The organism is Saccharothrix sp. NPDC042600 (assembly GCF_040647305.1).
Lineage (GTDB): Bacteria > Actinomycetota > Actinomycetes > Mycobacteriales > Pseudonocardiaceae > Actinosynnema > Actinosynnema mutabilis.
Genome location: NZ_JBEZBW010000011.1, coordinates 39,189 through 55,364, shown reverse-complemented (window position 1 = coordinate 55,364; position 16,176 = coordinate 39,189). Strand labels below are relative to the sequence as shown.

Here is a 16,176-nt window from a genome sequence, read left to right as displayed (position 1 = left end):
CGGCGGTTCAGCCCTCGTTCCTGCGGCTCAACGGGGGCAGCGCCTCGGCCGCCTCCGCGCGGGTCAACCCGGTGGCCTGCAACAGGTCCACCGCCACCGACCGGACCTGGGCGAGCACCACCTTGGTGGAGAACCCCTCCCCGCCCAGCTGCCGGGCCGTGGCCACCGCCGCCGCGTCGCGCACCGCGGCGCGGGCCCGTCGCGGCTCCTCGCCCCGGGCCAGCTCCGCCCGCAGCACCTCGACCGCGGACGCGTACTGGCGCAACACGTCCGGCAGCACCGCGGGCATCTTCTCGTTGTCCCGCAAGGCGGCCAGCGCGCGTCGGGCCAGCACCCTGGTGTTGCGCAACGCGTAGTCCACCGGTGCCGCGACGGCTTCGTAGCGCTTCAGGTCTCCGCGCTTGCGCCACCGGATCGGCGCGATGGTCGCGATCTCGCCGCCGGTCTGGAGGGCGGTCTTGAAGTCGTCCACGGCTTCCTGGCTGTCGCGCAGCCGCGCGAGCACGCCGGCGGCCTGCACCGGGTCGCCGTCGGCCACCGCGTCCGCGACACCGCGCAGGGCTGTGGCCAGCTCGCCGAAGACGGCCTTGCCCTGCCGGTGCGCGACGGTGAGCGGGTTGGCCGGGAGCAGCGCCGCGACGGCCAGGCCGACGAGCCCGCCGACCAGGGCGTCCACCATCCGGTCGAGGCCGCCGCCGGCGCTGGGCGGCAGCAGCGTCGCGACCAGCACGGCCGAGGAGCCGGACTGCAACGCGATCACCGCGCCGCCGTCGAGCAGCACCGCGGTGGACATGGCCAGCGCCACGACCAGCGCGATCTGCCACGGGCCGGAGCCGATCACGCTGATCAGGACGTCCCCGACGCCGACGCCGACCGACACGCCGACGACCAGCTCCACGACCCGCCGCAGCCGCTGCCCGAGCGACACGCCCAGGCACACGACGGCGGCGATGGGCGCGAAGAAGGGGTGCGCGTGCCCGACCACGGTGGTCGCGACGAACCACGACAGCCCGGCGGCGAGCGCGGCGTGCAGGATCGGCAACGCCGTGCCCTGCCACCGCTTCAGCCGCCGCCCCAACTCCGCCCGCACCCGCCCACCGGCCGAGCCGCCCGAACCCGAGCCGCTGCCGGAACCGCCGCGAGCCGCGCCGCCCGAACCCGAGCCGCTCCCGGAACCGCCGCGAGCCGCGCCGCCGGAAGCCGAGCGCCCGCCGGCACCAGCCGAGCCGCCGCGAGCCGCGCCGCCGCCGCCCGAAGTGCCGCCGGGCGTCGGGTCACCGCCGGTCGAGCCGCCGCGAGAGGGGCCTTGTTCGTCGCCCGCGCGCCGGTCGTCCACGCGCCCGGCCCGTCGTCAGGCGAGGCCGAGGGCGGCCGGGGCGGCCGGGTCGCTGTCGGTCAGGAACTTCTTGCAGCGCTCGTACTCCTCCGTCTCGCCGATCTCGTCGGCGGCCCGGGCCAGCGCCGCGAGCGCCCGCAGGAAGCCCTGGTTCGCGCGGTGCGACCACGGCACCGGGCCGAAGCCCTTCCAGCCGGCGCGGCGGAGTTGGTCGAGGCCGCGGTGGTAGCCGGTGCGGGCGAAGGCGTAGCCGGCGATCGGGTCGCCGGTCTGCAGCGCACGTTCGGCGAGCAGCGCCCACGCCTCGCTGAAGTCCGGGTACGCCCGGACGATCTTGGCCGGGTCGGTGCCCGCCTCGGCGGCGGCCTGCGCCTCGGGCCGGTCGGGGAGCAGCGTCGGGTCGGGACCGAGCAGGTTGTCCATGCGCTCAGGATAGGAATACGCGGGCCACGGCAGCGACCAGTGCCAGCACGAGCGCCGACACGACGACCCCGGCGACGACCTTCTTGCCCATCCACGACTCCTCGGGCTCTCAGCGAACTCTCAGGCCCGCACTGTTCCGTGCTACACCGAAAAGAGCAACGAAGCTCACCCGATAGCGGTAACGAAACCGCGAACGTGCTGGTCGCCACCACCCTTAGGGGACAAATCGGTAAAGACCAGGGTGGTCCCGGCTTCCCGACCGTCCTACCGAGACGCATCATGTTCGGGTGAAAACGGGGGTTGTCGAACGCGTCGCGCGGTTCCGCGACCAGTACTGGGAGCGGGGCGAGCCGGGACGCCGGACCCCGCCGGCGCTGGCCGCCGGCCTCTACAAGCTCTGGCTGTGGGGCCTGCTCTTCAAGCTCATCGGGTCGTCGTGGGACGTCGCCTGGCACTTCAAGTGGCTGCGCGACGAGCTCGCCCCACCGCACATGATCAACACCGTCGGCACGGTGATCGTGGTCGGCCTGACGATCTTCCACACCTACACCGGCTACGGCGCGGACAAGACCGCCCTGCGCCTGATGCAGTGGGGCACCGGCGTCTTCCTCGTCGCGCTGCCGATCGACCTGATCAACCACCGCGTCAACGGCCTGGACATCACGTCCTGGAGCGGTTCGCACGCCCTGCTCTACCTGGGCACGGCGATCATGCTCGCGGGCGCGCTGCGCGGGTTCGCCCAGCACACCGAACCGTCCCGGTGGCGGCTGTTCGGACTCGCCGCGCTGTGGTTCTTCTTCCTGGAGAACATGTGGTTCCCCAACCAGCACCAGGAGTACGGGGTGCTGGAGATCGCGTCGTGGGACCGCGGCGACCCGTACGCGGAGCCGATCCTGCTCCAGTTCGCCGCCGACCAGATCGGCCGGCCGGTGGACCGCGAGTCGATCGTGCGGTTCTCGCTGCCCATCCCGGACTGGGTGTACCCGGTGTGGGGCCTGGTCGCCGCCGCGCTGGTGCTGGTCGTGGCGCGGCGCGGCATCGGTCGCCGGTGGGCCGCGACGGCCGTGGCCGGCGGGTACGTCGCGTACCGGTGCCTGATCTGGCCGTTGCTGGCGGGCGCGGACTTCCCGCTCTCGACGGTGCCGCTGTTCCTGGTGCTGGTCGGCCTCGCGGTGGACGCGGCGCACCTGGGCCGCGTGCCCGAACCGGTCGCGGCGGTGCTCGGCGCGGCGGCGGTGACCGGCCTGGGCTACGGCGGGATCTGGGCGTTGCAGCAGGTGGACGCGGCCCCGCCGATCCTGTTCCCGTCCGCGGCGGTGACGTTCGTGCTGCTCGCGGCGCTGTGGACGGCCGCGGGTCCGGCGGCCCGCAGGATCGGGGTGGGGCTGCCCCCACTGCGGTCCCGGGTGGCCGCCTGATTCTGACCGCCCCGGAATCCCCCGAGGATCGTCCGTGTCACGACGACCGATCCTTGGGGGATTGTTTTCATGAGTGGACGTTTCCGCCGCCCGCTGCGGGCCGTGGTGGCCGCGGCCGTGGTGCTCGGCCTCGTCACCGCCACCGCCACCGCCGCCACCGCCGAGACCACGTCCACCGGCGACACCACGACCACCGGCGACCTGCACCGGGCCGCCCAGCGGTGGATCGACGCCGGCGTGCCGGGCGTGGCCGTGCGGGTGGACGACGGCCGGCGGACCACCGAGCTGGTCCGCCAGAACTCCTGGTCCCGCCGCGACCACCGGCTGCGCCTGGGCGACGAGTACAAGATGGCCTCGAACACCAAGGTCGTCACCGGCACCCTGGTCCTCCAACAGGTCCACGAGGGCAGGCTGAGCCTGGACGACCCGGCCAACCGGTGGCTGCCGCGGATCCCCGACGGCATCACCGTGCGGATGCTGCTCAACCAGACCAGCGGCCTGTTCGACTTCCTCAACGACCCGCGCCTGACGCCCATGCTGCTGGGCCGCGACAGCAAGCACTGGACGCCGCGGGAACTCCTGGCCCTCGCGTTCGACCACCCGCCGCTGTTCCCGCCCGGTGAGCGCTGGAACTACAGCAACACCAACTACATCTCGGTCGGCTTGATCCTGGAGGCCGTGTCCGGCAAGCGTTACGCGGACCTGGTGCGGGAGCGGATCATCGACCGCCTCGGCATGCAGCACACCTACCTCAGCGACCCCGCCGGGTTCCGGGGCCGGCACGCCCACGGCTACGAGCCCGACGCCGAGCACCTCGGCCCGTACCTGCCGCCGGGCACGCCGGTCGGGGAGGGCTTCGCGGGTCCGCGGCTGCACGACCACGTGCAGACCGAGGGCGTCGACGTGTCCGCGTCGTGGGCCGCGGGCGGCCTGATCTCCACCGCCGAGGAGTGGCCGAAGTTCCTGCGCGCCCTGTTCGACGGGCGCTTGCTGCCCGCGCACCTGCTGGCGGAGATGAAGCAGGCCGTGCCGCAGGGCAACGGCGACGGCTACGGCCTGGGCCTGATGGAGATCAACACGCCGTGCGGCACGGTGTGGGGCCACTCGGGCGGCTTCCCCGGTTACCGCAGCCACAACTACGTCGACGCGACCGGCACCCGCACGGTCACCGTGCTGGGGACGACCACGTTCAAGCTGCACGCGCCGGACGCCGCCGCCGGGCAGGAGGCGATGGTGGACGCCGCGGTCTGCGAGCTGTACGGCCGCTGAGACGCCGAACGGCCCCTCCCGAACCACGGGAGGGGCCGTTCGCGGGTCCGAAGACTCAGCCGGCGATCATCCGGCCGGAGGACTTCAGGTGCTCGCACGCCTGCGCGATGCGGGCGGCCATGCCCTGCTCGGCGGCCTTGAGGTAGGACCGCGGGTCGTAGGCCTTCTTGTTGCCCACCTCGCCGTCCACCTTCAGCACGCCGTCGTAGTTGCCGAACATGTGCGCCGCGATCGGACGGGTGAACGCGTACTGCGTGTCCGTGTCGATGTTCATCTTGATCACGCCGTACGAGACCGCCTCGTGGATCTCCTCCAGCAGCGAGCCCGAGCCGCCGTGGAAGACCAGGTCGAACGGCTTGGAGCCGGCCGGCAGGCCCAGCTTCTCGGCCACGACCTCCTGGCCCTGCTTGAGGATCTCGGGGCGCAGCTTCACGTTGCCCGGCTTGTAGACGCCGTGCACGTTGCCGAAGGTCGCCGCGACCAGGTAGCGGCCCTTCTCGCCGGCGCCGAGGGCGTCCACCGTCTTCAGGTAGTCCTCGGGCGTGGTGTAGAGCTTCTCGTTGATCTCGGCGACGACGCCGTCCTCCTCGCCGCCGACGACGCCCACCTCGATCTCAAGGATGATCTTCGCCTTGGCCGCGAGGTCGAGCAGCTCGGTCGCGATCTTGAGGTTCTCGTCCAGCGGCACCGCCGAGCCGTCCCACATGTGGGACTGGAACAGCGGGTTCAGGCCGCGGTCGACGCGCTCCTGGCTGATCGCCACCAGGGGCCGGACGTAGCCGTCCAGCTTGTCCTTGGGGCAGTGGTCGGTGTGCAGCGCGATGTTCACCGGGTACTTCTCGGCGACGACGTGCGCGAACTCCGCGAGCGCCACCGCACCGGTGACCATGTCCTTGACCTTGGTGCCCGAGGCGAACTCGGCGCCGCCGGTCGAGATCTGGATGATCCCGTCGCTCTCGGCCTCCGCGAAGCCGCGCAGCGCCGCGTTGAGCGTCTCGGACGAGGTGACGTTGATCGCGGGGTAGGCGAACTCGTTCGCCTTGGCGCGGTCAAGCATCTCGGCGTAGACCTCAGGGGTTGCGATGGGCATCGGTGGTCCTCCTCGGGTGCCCGGAACGCGGTGTCGTGGGCATCCTACGGCCACCGCCCGGCGGGAGAAGTTGATCACCGGCATAGTGGGTGCATGGCGATCGCACGGTGGAACGGCGAGATCATCGCCGAGAGTGACGACACGGAGATGGTCGAGGGGAACCACTACTTCCCCCTGGAGTCGGTGCACGCCCACTACCTGAGGCCGTCGGACACCACGTCGGTGTGTCCGTGGAAGGGCACCGCGAACTACTACAACCTGCACGTGAACGGCAAGGACAACCCGGACGCGGTCTGGTTCTACGCCGAGCCCAAGGAGGCGGCGGCGAACATCAGGGGCCGCGTGGCCTTCTGGCGCGGCGTCGAGGTCACGGACTAGCCGGCGGTCGCCGCCCCCTCGGGAGTTCCCGAGGGGGCGGCGGCGCGTCACCCGTTCAGGGCGGCGGCCAGGTCGCGGAAGGCCGGGGAGGTGTCCTGGTTGGCGCCGAGCAGCTGGACGGACACGTGGTCCGCGCCGGCGTCCAGGTGGGCGCGCAGGCGGGCGGCCACGCGGTCGGTCGGGCCCCAGGCCACCAGGGCGTCCACCAGGCGGTCGCTGCCGCCGTCGCGGAAGTCGTCCTCGGTGAAGCCGTTGCGCAGCCAGTTGTTGGTGTAGTTCTCCAGCTGCAGGTAGAGGGCGAGGTTGCGGCGGCCCTCCTCGCGGGCCTTCGCCGGGTCCTCCTCCAGCACCACGTGCTGCTCGGGCGCGAGCACGGTGCCCGCGCCGATCACCTCGCGGGCCCGCGCGGTGTACTCCGGGGTGACCAGGTACGGGTGCGCGACGGTGGTCCGGGCGGCGGCCAGGCGCAGGACGCGCGGGCCGAGGGCGGCCAGGGCCAGGCGGTCGCGCGGGACGTCCAGCTCGTCGAGGTAGCGGACCAGCTTCTGGTACGGGCTGTGGTACACCTCACCCGCCAGCTCGCGGTGCCCCGCGCCAACGCCGACCAGGAAGCGGTCGGTCCAGGCCAGGTCGCGGTACCCGCCGTTGACCACGGCGGCCGGGGTCGTCCAGACGTTGAGGATGCCGGTGGCGACGACCAGCCGCTCGGTCGCCTGGAGCAGCTCGCCGACGAGCCCGAGCACACCGCCGTCCGGGGCGGCGCCCAGCCACAACGCGCCGAACCCCAGCTCCTCCAGCCGGGCGGCGGCCTCCGCGCGCCCCTCCCAGCCCGTGTAGTGGCTCCAGACCCCGAAGCGCCCCAGCTCCACCGTCATTTCGACTCCTTTCGAAGACAACTCCGACTGTGGCCAACCCGTGGGACGCACGATTTAGTCCTGGCTGCGGGATTCGGTGGACCGCGGGGTGGTCGGGTTAGGTTCGCGGCATGACGAACTTGGGAACCAGCGACCTGGACGTGTCCCGCCTGGCGCTCGGCGGGAACGTGTTCGGGTGGACCGCGGACGAGGAGTCGTCCTTCGCGGTGCTCGACGCGTACACGGCGGCCGGCGGCAACTTCGTGGACACCGCGGACGTGTACTCGGCCTGGGCGCCGGGCCACTCGGGCGGCGAGTCGGAGTCGGTCGTCGGCCGGTGGCTGGCGTCGCGCGGGAACCGGGACTCCGTGGTGGTGGCGACGAAGGTCGGCATGCTGGACGGCCTGGACAACCTGAAGGCGGCCACCATCCAGACCGCCGCCGAGAACTCCCTGCGCCGGCTGGGCGTGGACCACATCGACCTCTACTACGCCCACCAGGACGACCTGGAGACGCCGCAGGAGGAGACGCTGGCGGCGTTCGACGCGCTGGTGCGGTCGGGCAAGGTCCGGCACATCGCGGCGTCGAACTTCACGGCGGAGCGCCTGGCGTCGGCGCTGGCGGTGTCCGAGCGCGAAGGCCTCGCCCGGTACGTGGCGCTCCAGCAGCACTACAACCTTGTTGAACGATCCTACGAAGGTGAGCTGAGGGCGGCCGTCGAGGCGGGCGGGCTGGCCAGCGCGCCGTACTGGGGCCTGGCGAAGGGCTTCCTGACCGGCAAGTACCGGCCGGGCGTCGAGGTCGAGAGCGTCCGGGCCGCCGCCGCGTCGAAGTACCTGGACGACCGGGGCCTGCGCGTCCTGGCGGCGCTGGACGAGGTCGCCGCCGCCCACGACACGACCGTGGCGGCCGTGGCCCTGGCATGGCTGGCGACCCAGCCGACGGTGGCCGCGCCGATCGCCAGCGCGCGGAACGTCGACCAGTTGAACGACCTCCTGCCGGCCCTCGACCTGGAGTTGAAGGCCGACGAGGTCGAGCGGCTGAGTGCGGCGAGCGCCTGAGCGAAAGCGAGTTAACTCTTCAGTAGCTTACTGGCGGTAAGTTGCGTTACGGTGACCTCCGGAGAACCCGTTCGAGGAGGTCACCGTGGACGTTGCGGGCAAGGTTGTCCTGATCACCGGCGCGGCTCGGGGGATCGGTGCCGAGGTGGCGCGGCGGCTGGCCGCCAAGGGCGCGAAGGTCGCGCTGGTCGGGCTGGAGGGCGACCAGCTCCGCCAGGTCGCCGAGCAGTGCGGCGGGCGGGCGTGGGAGGCCGACGTCACCGACTGGCAGGCGCTGGAGACGGCGGTCGACGGCGTGGTCGAGCACTTCGGCGGCATCGACGTCGTGGTGGCCAACGCCGGCATCGCGGCGACCGGTTTCATCCGGTCGATGGACCCGGCCGCCTTCGAACGGGTCATCGAGGTCAACCTGCTGGGCGTCTGGCGCACGGTCCGCACCGCCCTGCCGCACCTGATCGCGAGCCGCGGCTACTGCCTGGTCGTGTCGTCGCTGGCCGCGATCGTCCACATCCCCGGCAACGCCGCGTACTCGGCCGCCAAGGCGGGGTGCGAGGCCTTCGCCGACAGCCTGCGCGCCGAGGTCCGCCACCTGGGCGTGGACGTGGGCGTCGCGTACTTCTCGTGGATCTCGACCGACATGGTCAACAGCGCCGACCAGCACCCGGTCTTCGGGCCGCTGCGCAGCGGCATGCCGGGGCTGGCGGGCAAGAAGTACCCGGTGTCCGACGTGGGCAAGGCCGTGGTCCGGGGCATCGAGAAGCGCGCCAAGGCGGTGCACGTGCCGGGCTGGGTCGGCGGCCTGAAGATCTTCCGGGCCTTCACGCCGAAGGTCGTGGACCAGCAGGCCGCGCGCCAGGTGCCCGCCGCCGACCGCGAGATGGCCGCGAAGGACCTCTCCGGCCTGGTCGGACCGGGCGGCGAGGCGGCGGGCACCCGCAAGTCCGCGCAGAAGAAGCGCTAGCCACCCGACGGCGTCCCGCCGCCCACACCGACACGGCCGGCGGGACGCCGGGGCCGGTCTCCCGCGCGCCCGGCCGGCGGGACGCCGGGCACCGGTCTCCCGGGCGTCCGGCCGGCGGCGGCTAGTCGGCCAACCAGGTGCCCAGGACCGGCAGCCACTCGTGCACGCGCGTCTCGGCGACCACGCCGGCGGGCGTGTACGGGTCGGCCGCCAGCACCGACTCCAACTCGGCCTCGTCGGCCACCTCGTAGACCAGGATCGCGCCGGACTGGTCGGCGTACGGCCCGGAGACCAGCAGCTTGCCCCGCTCGACCAGGGTGGCCAGGTACTCCCGGTGCGCCGGTCGCACGGCCAGCCGCGCCTCCTGGTCGTCCCCGAACACCAACTCGACCGCGTACCGGGCCACCGCGCACCTCCACGAAGAACGTCAACGCCGGCACCGAAGCTACCCCCGAACCGGGTACCGTCTTTTCCGTGGTCGGTTCGGAACAACACAGCGGCGGCATCGCGCGTGTGCAGGACACGCTGACGAACCTGCGCATCCAGGACGGCGTCGCGCCCGCGCCGACCGGTCCCCTCACGCTGGAGGACCTGTACCGGCAGCATCGGATGCGGCTGGTCCGCCTGGCGCTGTTGCTGGTCGACGAGCCCTCGACCGCCGAGGACGTGGTGCAGGAGGCGTTCACCGGCCTGTACCGGAACTGGTCGCGCCTGCGGGACGCCCAGGCGGCGGTCGGCTACCTGCGCACCGCCGTGGTCAACGGCTCGCGCAGCGTCCTTCGTCGCCGCAAGACCGCCCGCGACTACACCCCGCCGCACGTGGCCAACGCCCGGTCGGCGGAGAGCCTCGCGATGCTCACCGCCGAGCACCAGGCCGTGGTGAAAGCGCTGTCCCAGCTACCGCCGCGCCAGCGCGAGGTGCTCGTGCTGCGCTACTACGGCGACCTGTCGGAGGCCGAGATCGCCGAGGCCACCGGCATCTCGAAGGGCACCGTGAAGAGCACGGCCAGCCGCGCGCTGGACGCCCTCCAGAAGATCATGGGCACCGCCTGACGGCACTCCCCGGCACCCCCGCCGGTCGTGCCCGCATGCCCGGAAAGCGCTTACCACCTCGCGTCCCGAAGGGTGGGAGAACCCGGGTGCGGAGGGTGGGCGGATGTGTACCGGGTGGGGGAATCGGGCACTTGGTATAGACCAATGGCGGCTCGATGCCGCACTATCGGTCCTCGTGGCACGCACAAGACACGTGATAGCCGTCGACGTCGGCGGCACCGAGACCAAAGCCGCCCTGGTGGCGGGCACCGCATCCGACGTGCGCGCGGTGCGGCAGCGGCGCCGGGCGACCACCCGCGACGCCGACGCCGTGGTCGACGACGTGGCCGCCCTGGTCGACGAACTGCGTGCCGGCGCCGACGACGTCGAGGCCGTCGGTCTCGTCGTGCCCGGCGTCGTGGACGAGGCGCAAGGCGTCGGGGTGTACTCCGCGAACCTCGGCTGGCAGGACTACCCGTTCGTCAAGCAGGTCGAGGCCCGCACCGGCCTGCGCACCGCGTTCGGGCACGACGTGCGCGCGGGAGGGCTCGCCGAACTCCGCACCGGCAACGCCCGCGGCCTGCGCGACGCCGTGATCATGCCCATCGGCACCGGCATCGCCGCCGCGCTCGTCCTGGACGGGCGGATCTACCGGGGCGACGGCAGCGTCGGCGAGGTCGGCCACGTGGACGTCGGTCACGGCGACCCGTGCGGCTGCGGCCAGACCGGCTGCGTCGAGGCCCGCGCGTCCTCCGCCGCGATCGCCCGCCGGTACGCCGAGCGCTCCGGCAACCCGGTCACCGGGGCGGCGGACGTGGCGCGGCTGGTCCGAGCGGGCGAGAACGACGCGGTGGTCGTGTGGCACGAGGCCGTGGACGCGCTCGCACGGGGCATCCTGCTCGTGGCGGCCCTGCTGGGTCCGGAGGCGGTGGTCCTGGGCGGCGGTCTCGCGCTGGCGGGCCCGCTGCTGGTGGACCCGCTGCGGGACCGGCTGGACGGCTTGATCACCTTCCAGCGGCGTCCGGAACTGCGGCTGGCCGCGCTGGGTGACGAGGCGGGCTGCCTCGGCGCCGCGCTGCTGGCCATCGACATGCTGGAGGAGAGATGAGCACGTGGGGTGGACCGGTGGACGTGACCCTGACCGGTGGTCGGGTCGTCACGCCCGACGGGGTGCTCGACCGGGGCTGGGTCGCGGTGCGCGACGGCCGGATCGCCGCCGTCGGTGACGGCGCCGCGCCGGACGGGCCGACCACGGACGTGGGTGGCGGCTGGCTGGTGCCGGGCTTCGTGGACATCCACTGCCACGGCGGTGGCGGCGAGGCGTTCACCAGCGCCGACCCGGACCGGGTGCGCAGGGCCGCCGCCGCGCACCGCCGGCACGGGACGACGACCATGCTGGCCAGCCTGGTGTCCCGGCCGATCCCGGAACTGGCCGACCAGGTCAAGGCGCTGGCCGAGCTGGTGGACGACGGCGTGGTGGCCGGCATCCACCTGGAGGGCCCGTTCCTGTCCGCCGCGCGCTGCGGCGCGCACGACCCCGCCATCCTGTGCCCGCCGGACGCCGCCGCCGTCGACGCGCTGCTCAAGGCCGGTCGCGGGACCGTGCGCATGGTGACCGTGGCCCCCGAGCTGGAGCACGGTGTCGACGCGGTCCGCCGCCTCGTCGACAACGGTGTCCTGGCCGCCATCGGGCACACGGACGCGACCGAGGCCCAGATCCGGCCCGCCGTGGAGGCCGGAGCGAGCGTCGCGACCCACCTGTTCAACGGCATGCGCCCGCTGCACCACCGCGAGCCCGGCCCGATCGGCGCGCTGCTGGACGACGAGCGGGTCACCGTCGAGCTGATCTGCGACCTGGTCCACCTGCACCCGACGGCGGTCCGCCTCGCCGCGCGGCACGCGGGGACCGGCCGGACCGTGCTGGTCACCGACGCCATCGCGGCGGCGGGCGTGGGCGACGGCGTGTACGACGTGGGCGGCCTGGAGGTGCGGGTCGTGGACGGCGTGCCGACGCTGGCCGGCGGCGCGTCGCTGGCGGGCAGCACGCTGACGATGGACGCGGCGTTCCGCAACGCCGTGCAGTCGTGCGGGCTGACCGTCGAGGAGGCCGTGCTGGCGACCGCCACGCGGCCCGCGCGGCTGCTCGGCGTCGAGGCGGGCGAGGTCCGCGCCGGCCTCGCGGCCGACCTGGTCGTGCTGGACGACGAGTTCCGCCCGCGCGAGGTCATGGCGCGCGGCGAGTGGGTCAAGGAGTAGCGCTTGCGCCGCGCCGCCCCCGACGACGTGGGCGGCGCGCGATACTGGACGGCATGTCCGACGAGCACGAGCGCCTGGTGGTCGACGCGCTGCGCGCGCAGGTCGCCGGCACCGGCGGGAGCCTGCCCGCCCCGACGCCCGACCCGGGGCGCCCGGCGCTGGGCGCGGGCTGGGTGCTGCTGCTCGCCGTCCTGCTCGGCCTGGCCGCCGGCACGGTCGTGGCGGTAATCACGCTCCGTTGAGCCTGTACCGTGGTCCGCGTGACGGTCGCGCTCACCACCACCACCCACGCCCTCGGCCCGGACTGGCTGGACCCGCAGGTCCTGCTCCAGGGGCTCGGGCCGTACATGCTGGTCGGCCTGTGCTTCATCATCTTCGCCGAGTGCGGGCTGCTGGTCGGGTTCTTCCTGCCCGGCGACTCGCTGCTGTTCACGGCGGGCCTGTTCGTGGCGAGCGGCCTGATGGACTACCCGCTGTGGCTGGTGTGCGTGCTGCTGACGGCGTGCGCGATGCTCGGCAACGTCGTGGGCTACTGGATCGGCTACCGCGCGGGACCGGCGCTGTTCACCAAGCCGGACTCCAAGATCTTCAAGAAGGAGTACGTCGACAAGACGCACGAGTTCTTCGAGAAGTACGGGGCGCGCGCGATCGTCCTGGCGCGGTTCGTGCCGATCGTCCGGACGTTCATCACGGCGATGGCCGGCGTGGGCCGCATGGACGCCCGCAAGTACTTCACGTACTCGTTCATCGGCGGTGTCGCGTGGGCGGCCGGCCTGACCGTCCTGGGCTACTTCCTGGGGCAGATCGAGTTCGTGCGCGACAACCTGGAGATGATCCTGCTCCTGATCGTCTTCCTGTCGATCGTGCCGATCATCATCGAGGTCATCAAGGCGCGGCGGGAGAAGAAGGCGCTCCTCACGCAGGAGGCGGACGACATCACCCAGCAGTTCGACCGCGCCGACGACGCCACGCAGCAGTTCAAGCGCATCGACTGACCGCGTAACGCGTTTCGATCACCCCTCGATAGGTCGTGGGGCGCCACCAGGCGCCCCTTTTGACCTTTTGGGGGGCTTTCATGAGCCGCTTGAGGCGTGCCCTCGGCACGCTCCTGGTGGTGGGTGCGGCATTGACCACGACCACCGTCCCGGCGTCGGCGAACCAGCAGCCGACGTATACCAGGGCACTGCGGACGTCCGCCGTCCACACCGACCTGCGGGCGCCGCACGACACGATCCCGACGAACGGCGACTACCCGGTCGGCACGTGGCGCGACGCCGACGGGAAGCTGCACAACTCCAAGGCGTACTTCACCTTCGACCTGTCGTGGTACCGGGGTGCGCGGCTCATCTCCGCCAAGGCCCACGTGTGGGAGCGGGACGCCGCGGACTGCTCCCGTCCGCGCGCGGTCGAACTGTGGCGCACCGACGTCTCCGAGCAGCCGACGTACGCCCACGCCCCGCGCGAGATCGAGCTGATCCCCGGCCGCACCTCGCCCGAGTGCCGCGGCTACTCGACCTGGGACCTCGCGAAGGTCTTCGCCGACACCCTCGCGGCCGGCCGCACCAAGGTGACGGTCGCCCTGCGCCTGTCGGGGGCGCGGCAGTGGGACGTCCGCGACAGCCGTCGGTTCGCCGACCTGTTCGCCGAGGTGGCGAGCAACTTCGCGCCCGGCACGCCGACCGACCTGCGCACGCACGGGACGGCGTGCGGCGACACCGTCCTGCGGCGGTGGGACCCGGCGATGCTCACGGCGACGTACACCGACGCCGACCCCTACCACCGCGGCACGCCCCGGTTCGTGGTGCAGAACGTGGACCGGCCCGAGGACCGGCGCGAGTTCACCGGCGACAGCGCGTTCGGCGGGGACATCCGGGGCCGGCTGCACCCGCTGACCGACGCCCAGACCTACGAGTGGACCGTCCAGGTGGACGACGGCCTCGACCTGTCCCCGGTCAGCGCGCCCTGCCGGTTCACCACCGACTACACCGCGCCGCTGGCGCCGGTCGTGTCGTCCACCGACTACCCGGAGAACACCCCGTACCCCGGGGTCGGCGGCGGGCACGTCCCCGGCACGTTCACCTTCGAGCCCGACGGCGCGACCGACGTCGTGGCGTACACCTGGGAGATCCAGGGCGCGGGCCGCGGCGAGGTCGCGGCCGACGAGCAGGGCCGGGCCACCGCGCGGATCGAGCCCGGGAACGACGGCTGGACCGCCGAGCTGAAGGTGCGCGCGGTGGACCGGGCGGGCAACCCCGGACCCGAACGCGCCTACAAGTTCACCGTGGCGAACACCAAGCCGTGGGGCGAGGTCACGCCGCACTACGCGGTCATCGGGACGCCGCGCGAGGTCGTCCTGAAGGAGAGCCCGCACCTGCCCGGCATCGTCGGCTACACCTACCGGGACGGCAACCGCCCGCCGGTGACCGTGGTCCCGGACGCGGACGGCACGGCGAGGTTCACCGTGCCGGGCGACCAGCCGGGGCCGGTGCTGATCATGGTCTCCGGCGTCACGGCGGCCGGCGTCCGGACGGCCGAGGTCGGCGTGCACTACTACGTGGACCCGGGTCAGGTCTCGGTGGCCGGCGTCGAATACCCCGAGTGGGGCGTCGGCGGCGACGTCGGCGTGCCGGGGACCTTCGAGTTCTCCTCGACCACGCCGCAGGTCGTCGCGTACGAGTACGCCCTGGGTTCCGACGAGTGGGTGTCCGTGCCGGCCGTGGACGGCCGGGCGTCCATCACCTACACGCCGACCGCGACGGGCTTCCACAACCTCCAGGTACGAGCGCGGACGTCCTGGGGCTTCGTGACCGACCACTACTCGTACGTGTTCTTCGTGGCGCACGAGTGAGGCCCGCCTGATCGGCGGTTGACCGCACCCCTCATTGGTCTGTACCAGTGAGGGGTGCTTCGTCTCGGGCTCGCGGTGCTGCTGGCGCTCGCCTCCGGCGTCTCGGTGCCCACGACCGCCGTCGCTTCGCCGAAGGCGGTCGTGGGCGCGTACTACGGCAACTGGTTCAGCGGGTCGAAGCCGATCTCCTCGATCCCCTCGGACACGCCGATCACGCACCTGTTCTACGCGTTTTCCACGATCGAGGACGGCCGGTGCGCGCTCAACGCCCCCACGGCGGCGAAGGACTTCGCCGACATCCTCGACCTCAAGCGCCGCAAGCCGTCGTTGCGGGCGTTGATCTCGATCGGCGGTTGGGGCGCGGGCGGGTTCTCCGACGCCGCGCTCACCGACGCGTCGCGGCGGGCGTTCGTGCGGTCGTGCGTGGACCGGTTCTTCCGGGACGGCGTGTTCGACGGGGTGGACGTCGACTGGGAGTTCCCCGTCTACGGCGGCCCGGTGGAGATCACCGACCGGCCCGAGGACCGCCGCAACATGACGCTGCTGGTCCGCGAGTTCCGCCGCCAACTGCCCCGCGGCGCGCTGGTCACCGCCGCGCTGCCGACCGGGCGCCTCCAGACCGACGGGCCCTACGACCCGGCGCGCAGCTTCGAGCTCGGCGCGCTCGGCCGCGACCTCGACTTCATCACCCTCATGACCTACGACATGGGCACCGGCTTCTCCCCGGTGGCGACGTTCAACGCGCCGCTGCGCGAGGTGCCGCGGGACCCGATGCCCGCCGCCGACCGCCGCTGGAACAACGTCGTCGGCGCGGTCGAGTACTACGTCCGCCACGGGGTCCGGCCGGACCGGCTCGTGCTCGGGACGCCGTTCTACGGCCGGGGTTTCCAGGTCCGCGAGGCCGGGCCGGACCACGGGCTGTACCAGCCGTACGAGAGCGCGTTCTGGGTGGACGGCTACGACGAGGTGCAGCGGCTGCGGGCGACCCCCGGCTGGACCGAGCACTGGCACCCGGTGGCGCGGTCGCCGTGGCTCTACAACGCGGCCGAGCGCAAGTTCGTCAGCTACGAGAACCCGCGTTCGATCGGCATCCGCGCCCAGTACGCCAAGAACCGCGGCCTGCGCGGCACGTTCATGTGGGAACTCGGCCACGACGACGCGCGGCACAGCCTGCTGACCGCGATGGCCGCGCCATTCCGGTAGCCACACCGCGCCCGGTCCCGCCATACTCGGTGACGGGCACCAGGGGG

17 protein-coding genes are annotated in these 16,176 nt (G+C 72.7%); 12 read left to right on the top strand and 5 right to left on the bottom strand.

Annotation, left to right across the window (positions count from 1 at the left end):
• Nucleotides 1-7: 7 nt before the first annotated feature.
• Both AB0A74_RS10680 and AB0A74_RS10675 read right to left on the bottom strand, forming a co-directional pair.
• Nucleotides 8-1,336: an FUSC family protein gene (locus AB0A74_RS10680; protein WP_358248592.1), complete on the bottom strand. Its 1,329-nt coding sequence runs from the start codon at nt 1,334-1,336 to the stop codon at nt 8-10.
• Nucleotides 1,337-1,351: 15 nt separating this feature from the next.
• Complete coding sequence (locus AB0A74_RS10675; protein WP_358248591.1) at nt 1,352-1,759, bottom strand: DUF3151 domain-containing protein; 408 nt, start codon at nt 1,757-1,759, stop codon at nt 1,352-1,354.
• Nucleotides 1,760-2,046: 287 nt separating this feature from the next.
• Between AB0A74_RS10675 and AB0A74_RS10670 the strand changes: the two genes are divergently transcribed.
• A complete protein-coding gene (locus tag AB0A74_RS10670) occupies nt 2,047-3,177 on the top strand; it encodes a hypothetical protein (protein ID WP_358248590.1) in 1,131 nt (376 codons plus the stop codon).
• 69 nt (nt 3,178-3,246) lie between these two features.
• Nucleotides 3,247-4,446, top strand: coding sequence for a serine hydrolase domain-containing protein (locus AB0A74_RS10665; protein ID WP_358248589.1), 1,200 nt, complete (start codon nt 3,247-3,249; stop codon nt 4,444-4,446).
• Between the two features lie 55 nt (nt 4,447-4,501).
• On the opposite strand, the gene fbaA is transcribed toward AB0A74_RS10665, so the two are convergent.
• Nucleotides 4,502-5,536 carry a class II fructose-bisphosphate aldolase gene (gene fbaA, locus AB0A74_RS10660; protein ID WP_358248588.1) on the bottom strand — a complete coding sequence of 345 codons (1,035 nt, stop codon included), beginning with the start codon at nt 5,534-5,536 and terminating at the stop codon, nt 4,502-4,504.
• Between the two features lie 93 nt (nt 5,537-5,629).
• Here fbaA and AB0A74_RS10655 point away from each other — a divergent pair, with 93 nt between their 5' ends.
• Nucleotides 5,630-5,914 carry a DUF427 domain-containing protein gene (locus AB0A74_RS10655; RefSeq protein WP_358248587.1) on the top strand — a complete coding sequence of 95 codons (285 nt, stop codon included), beginning with the start codon at nt 5,630-5,632 and terminating at the stop codon, nt 5,912-5,914.
• A 47-nt stretch (nt 5,915-5,961) separates the two neighbouring features.
• On the opposite strand, the gene AB0A74_RS10650 is transcribed toward AB0A74_RS10655, so the two are convergent.
• On the bottom strand, nt 5,962-6,789 hold the full coding sequence (locus tag AB0A74_RS10650) for an LLM class F420-dependent oxidoreductase (protein WP_358248586.1): 828 nt from the start codon (nt 6,787-6,789) through the stop codon (nt 5,962-5,964).
• Nucleotides 6,790-6,899: 110 nt separating this feature from the next.
• Between AB0A74_RS10650 and AB0A74_RS10645 the strand changes: the two genes are divergently transcribed.
• Together AB0A74_RS10645 and AB0A74_RS10640 are read left to right on the top strand one after the other, a co-directional pair.
• Nucleotides 6,900-7,829, top strand: a complete 930-nt coding sequence (locus AB0A74_RS10645; protein ID WP_358248585.1) for an aldo/keto reductase — start codon at nt 6,900-6,902, stop codon at nt 7,827-7,829.
• Nucleotides 7,830-7,914: 85 nt separating this feature from the next.
• A complete protein-coding gene (locus tag AB0A74_RS10640) occupies nt 7,915-8,790 on the top strand; it encodes an SDR family oxidoreductase (RefSeq protein ID WP_358248584.1) in 876 nt (291 codons plus the stop codon).
• 121 nt (nt 8,791-8,911) lie between these two features.
• On the opposite strand, the gene AB0A74_RS10635 is transcribed toward AB0A74_RS10640, so the two are convergent.
• Nucleotides 8,912-9,196: a YciI family protein gene (locus AB0A74_RS10635; RefSeq protein ID WP_358248583.1), complete on the bottom strand. Its 285-nt coding sequence runs from the start codon at nt 9,194-9,196 to the stop codon at nt 8,912-8,914.
• A gap of 68 nt (nt 9,197-9,264) precedes the next feature.
• On the opposite strand from AB0A74_RS10635, the gene AB0A74_RS10630 reads away from it, so the two are divergent.
• The 7 genes from AB0A74_RS10630 to AB0A74_RS10600 all read left to right on the top strand — a co-directional run bounded on the left by AB0A74_RS10630 (nt 9,265) and on the right by AB0A74_RS10600 (nt 16,129).
• A complete protein-coding gene (locus tag AB0A74_RS10630) occupies nt 9,265-9,843 on the top strand; it encodes a SigE family RNA polymerase sigma factor (RefSeq protein ID WP_309109831.1) in 579 nt (192 codons plus the stop codon).
• Between the two features lie 193 nt (nt 9,844-10,036).
• Nucleotides 10,037-10,930, top strand: a complete 894-nt coding sequence (locus AB0A74_RS10625) for an ROK family protein (RefSeq protein WP_358248669.1) — start codon at nt 10,037-10,039, stop codon at nt 10,928-10,930.
• Complete coding sequence (gene nagA / locus AB0A74_RS10620; protein WP_358248582.1) at nt 10,927-12,078, top strand: N-acetylglucosamine-6-phosphate deacetylase; 1,152 nt, start codon at nt 10,927-10,929, stop codon at nt 12,076-12,078. The genes AB0A74_RS10625 and nagA overlap by 4 nt, the downstream gene beginning before the upstream one ends.
• 53 nt (nt 12,079-12,131) lie before the next feature.
• Nucleotides 12,132-12,320, top strand: coding sequence for a hypothetical protein (locus tag AB0A74_RS10615; RefSeq protein WP_358248581.1), 189 nt, complete (start codon nt 12,132-12,134; stop codon nt 12,318-12,320).
• Nucleotides 12,321-12,329: 9 nt separating this feature from the next.
• Nucleotides 12,330-13,073, top strand: coding sequence for a VTT domain-containing protein (locus AB0A74_RS10610; RefSeq protein WP_358248580.1), 744 nt, complete (start codon nt 12,330-12,332; stop codon nt 13,071-13,073).
• Between the two features lie 80 nt (nt 13,074-13,153).
• Nucleotides 13,154-14,926 (top strand): hypothetical protein, encoded by a 1,773-nt coding sequence (locus tag AB0A74_RS10605; protein WP_358248579.1) that lies wholly within the window; start codon nt 13,154-13,156, stop codon nt 14,924-14,926.
• A 54-nt stretch (nt 14,927-14,980) separates the two neighbouring features.
• Entirely contained in the window at nt 14,981-16,129 is a 1,149-nt protein-coding gene (locus AB0A74_RS10600) for a glycosyl hydrolase family 18 protein (protein ID WP_358248578.1), read from the top strand.
• Nucleotides 16,130-16,176 lie beyond the last annotated feature (47 nt).

Bases quoted from the DNA above. Each gene is read 5' to 3' on its own strand.
- AB0A74_RS10675 (WP_358248591.1), bottom strand. From the start codon at position 1,759: ATGGACAACCTGCTCGGTCCCGACCCGACGCTGCTCCCCGACCGGCCC.
- AB0A74_RS10605 (WP_358248579.1), top strand. From the start codon at position 13,154: ATGAGCCGCTTGAGGCGTGCCCTCGGCACGCTCCTGGTGGTGGGTGCG.
- AB0A74_RS10650 (WP_358248586.1), bottom strand. From the start codon at position 6,789: ATGACGGTGGAGCTGGGGCGCTTCGGGGTCTGGAGCCACTACACGGGC.
- AB0A74_RS10615 (WP_358248581.1), top strand. From the start codon at position 12,132: ATGTCCGACGAGCACGAGCGCCTGGTGGTCGACGCGCTGCGCGCGCAG.
- AB0A74_RS10645 (WP_358248585.1), top strand. From the start codon at position 6,900: ATGACGAACTTGGGAACCAGCGACCTGGACGTGTCCCGCCTGGCGCTC.
- fbaA (WP_358248588.1), bottom strand. From the start codon at position 5,536: ATGCCCATCGCAACCCCTGAGGTCTACGCCGAGATGCTTGACCGCGCC.
- AB0A74_RS10665 (WP_358248589.1), top strand. From the start codon at position 3,247: ATGAGTGGACGTTTCCGCCGCCCGCTGCGGGCCGTGGTGGCCGCGGCC.
- nagA (WP_358248582.1), top strand. From the start codon at position 10,927: ATGAGCACGTGGGGTGGACCGGTGGACGTGACCCTGACCGGTGGTCGG.
- AB0A74_RS10655 (WP_358248587.1), top strand. From the start codon at position 5,630: ATGGCGATCGCACGGTGGAACGGCGAGATCATCGCCGAGAGTGACGAC.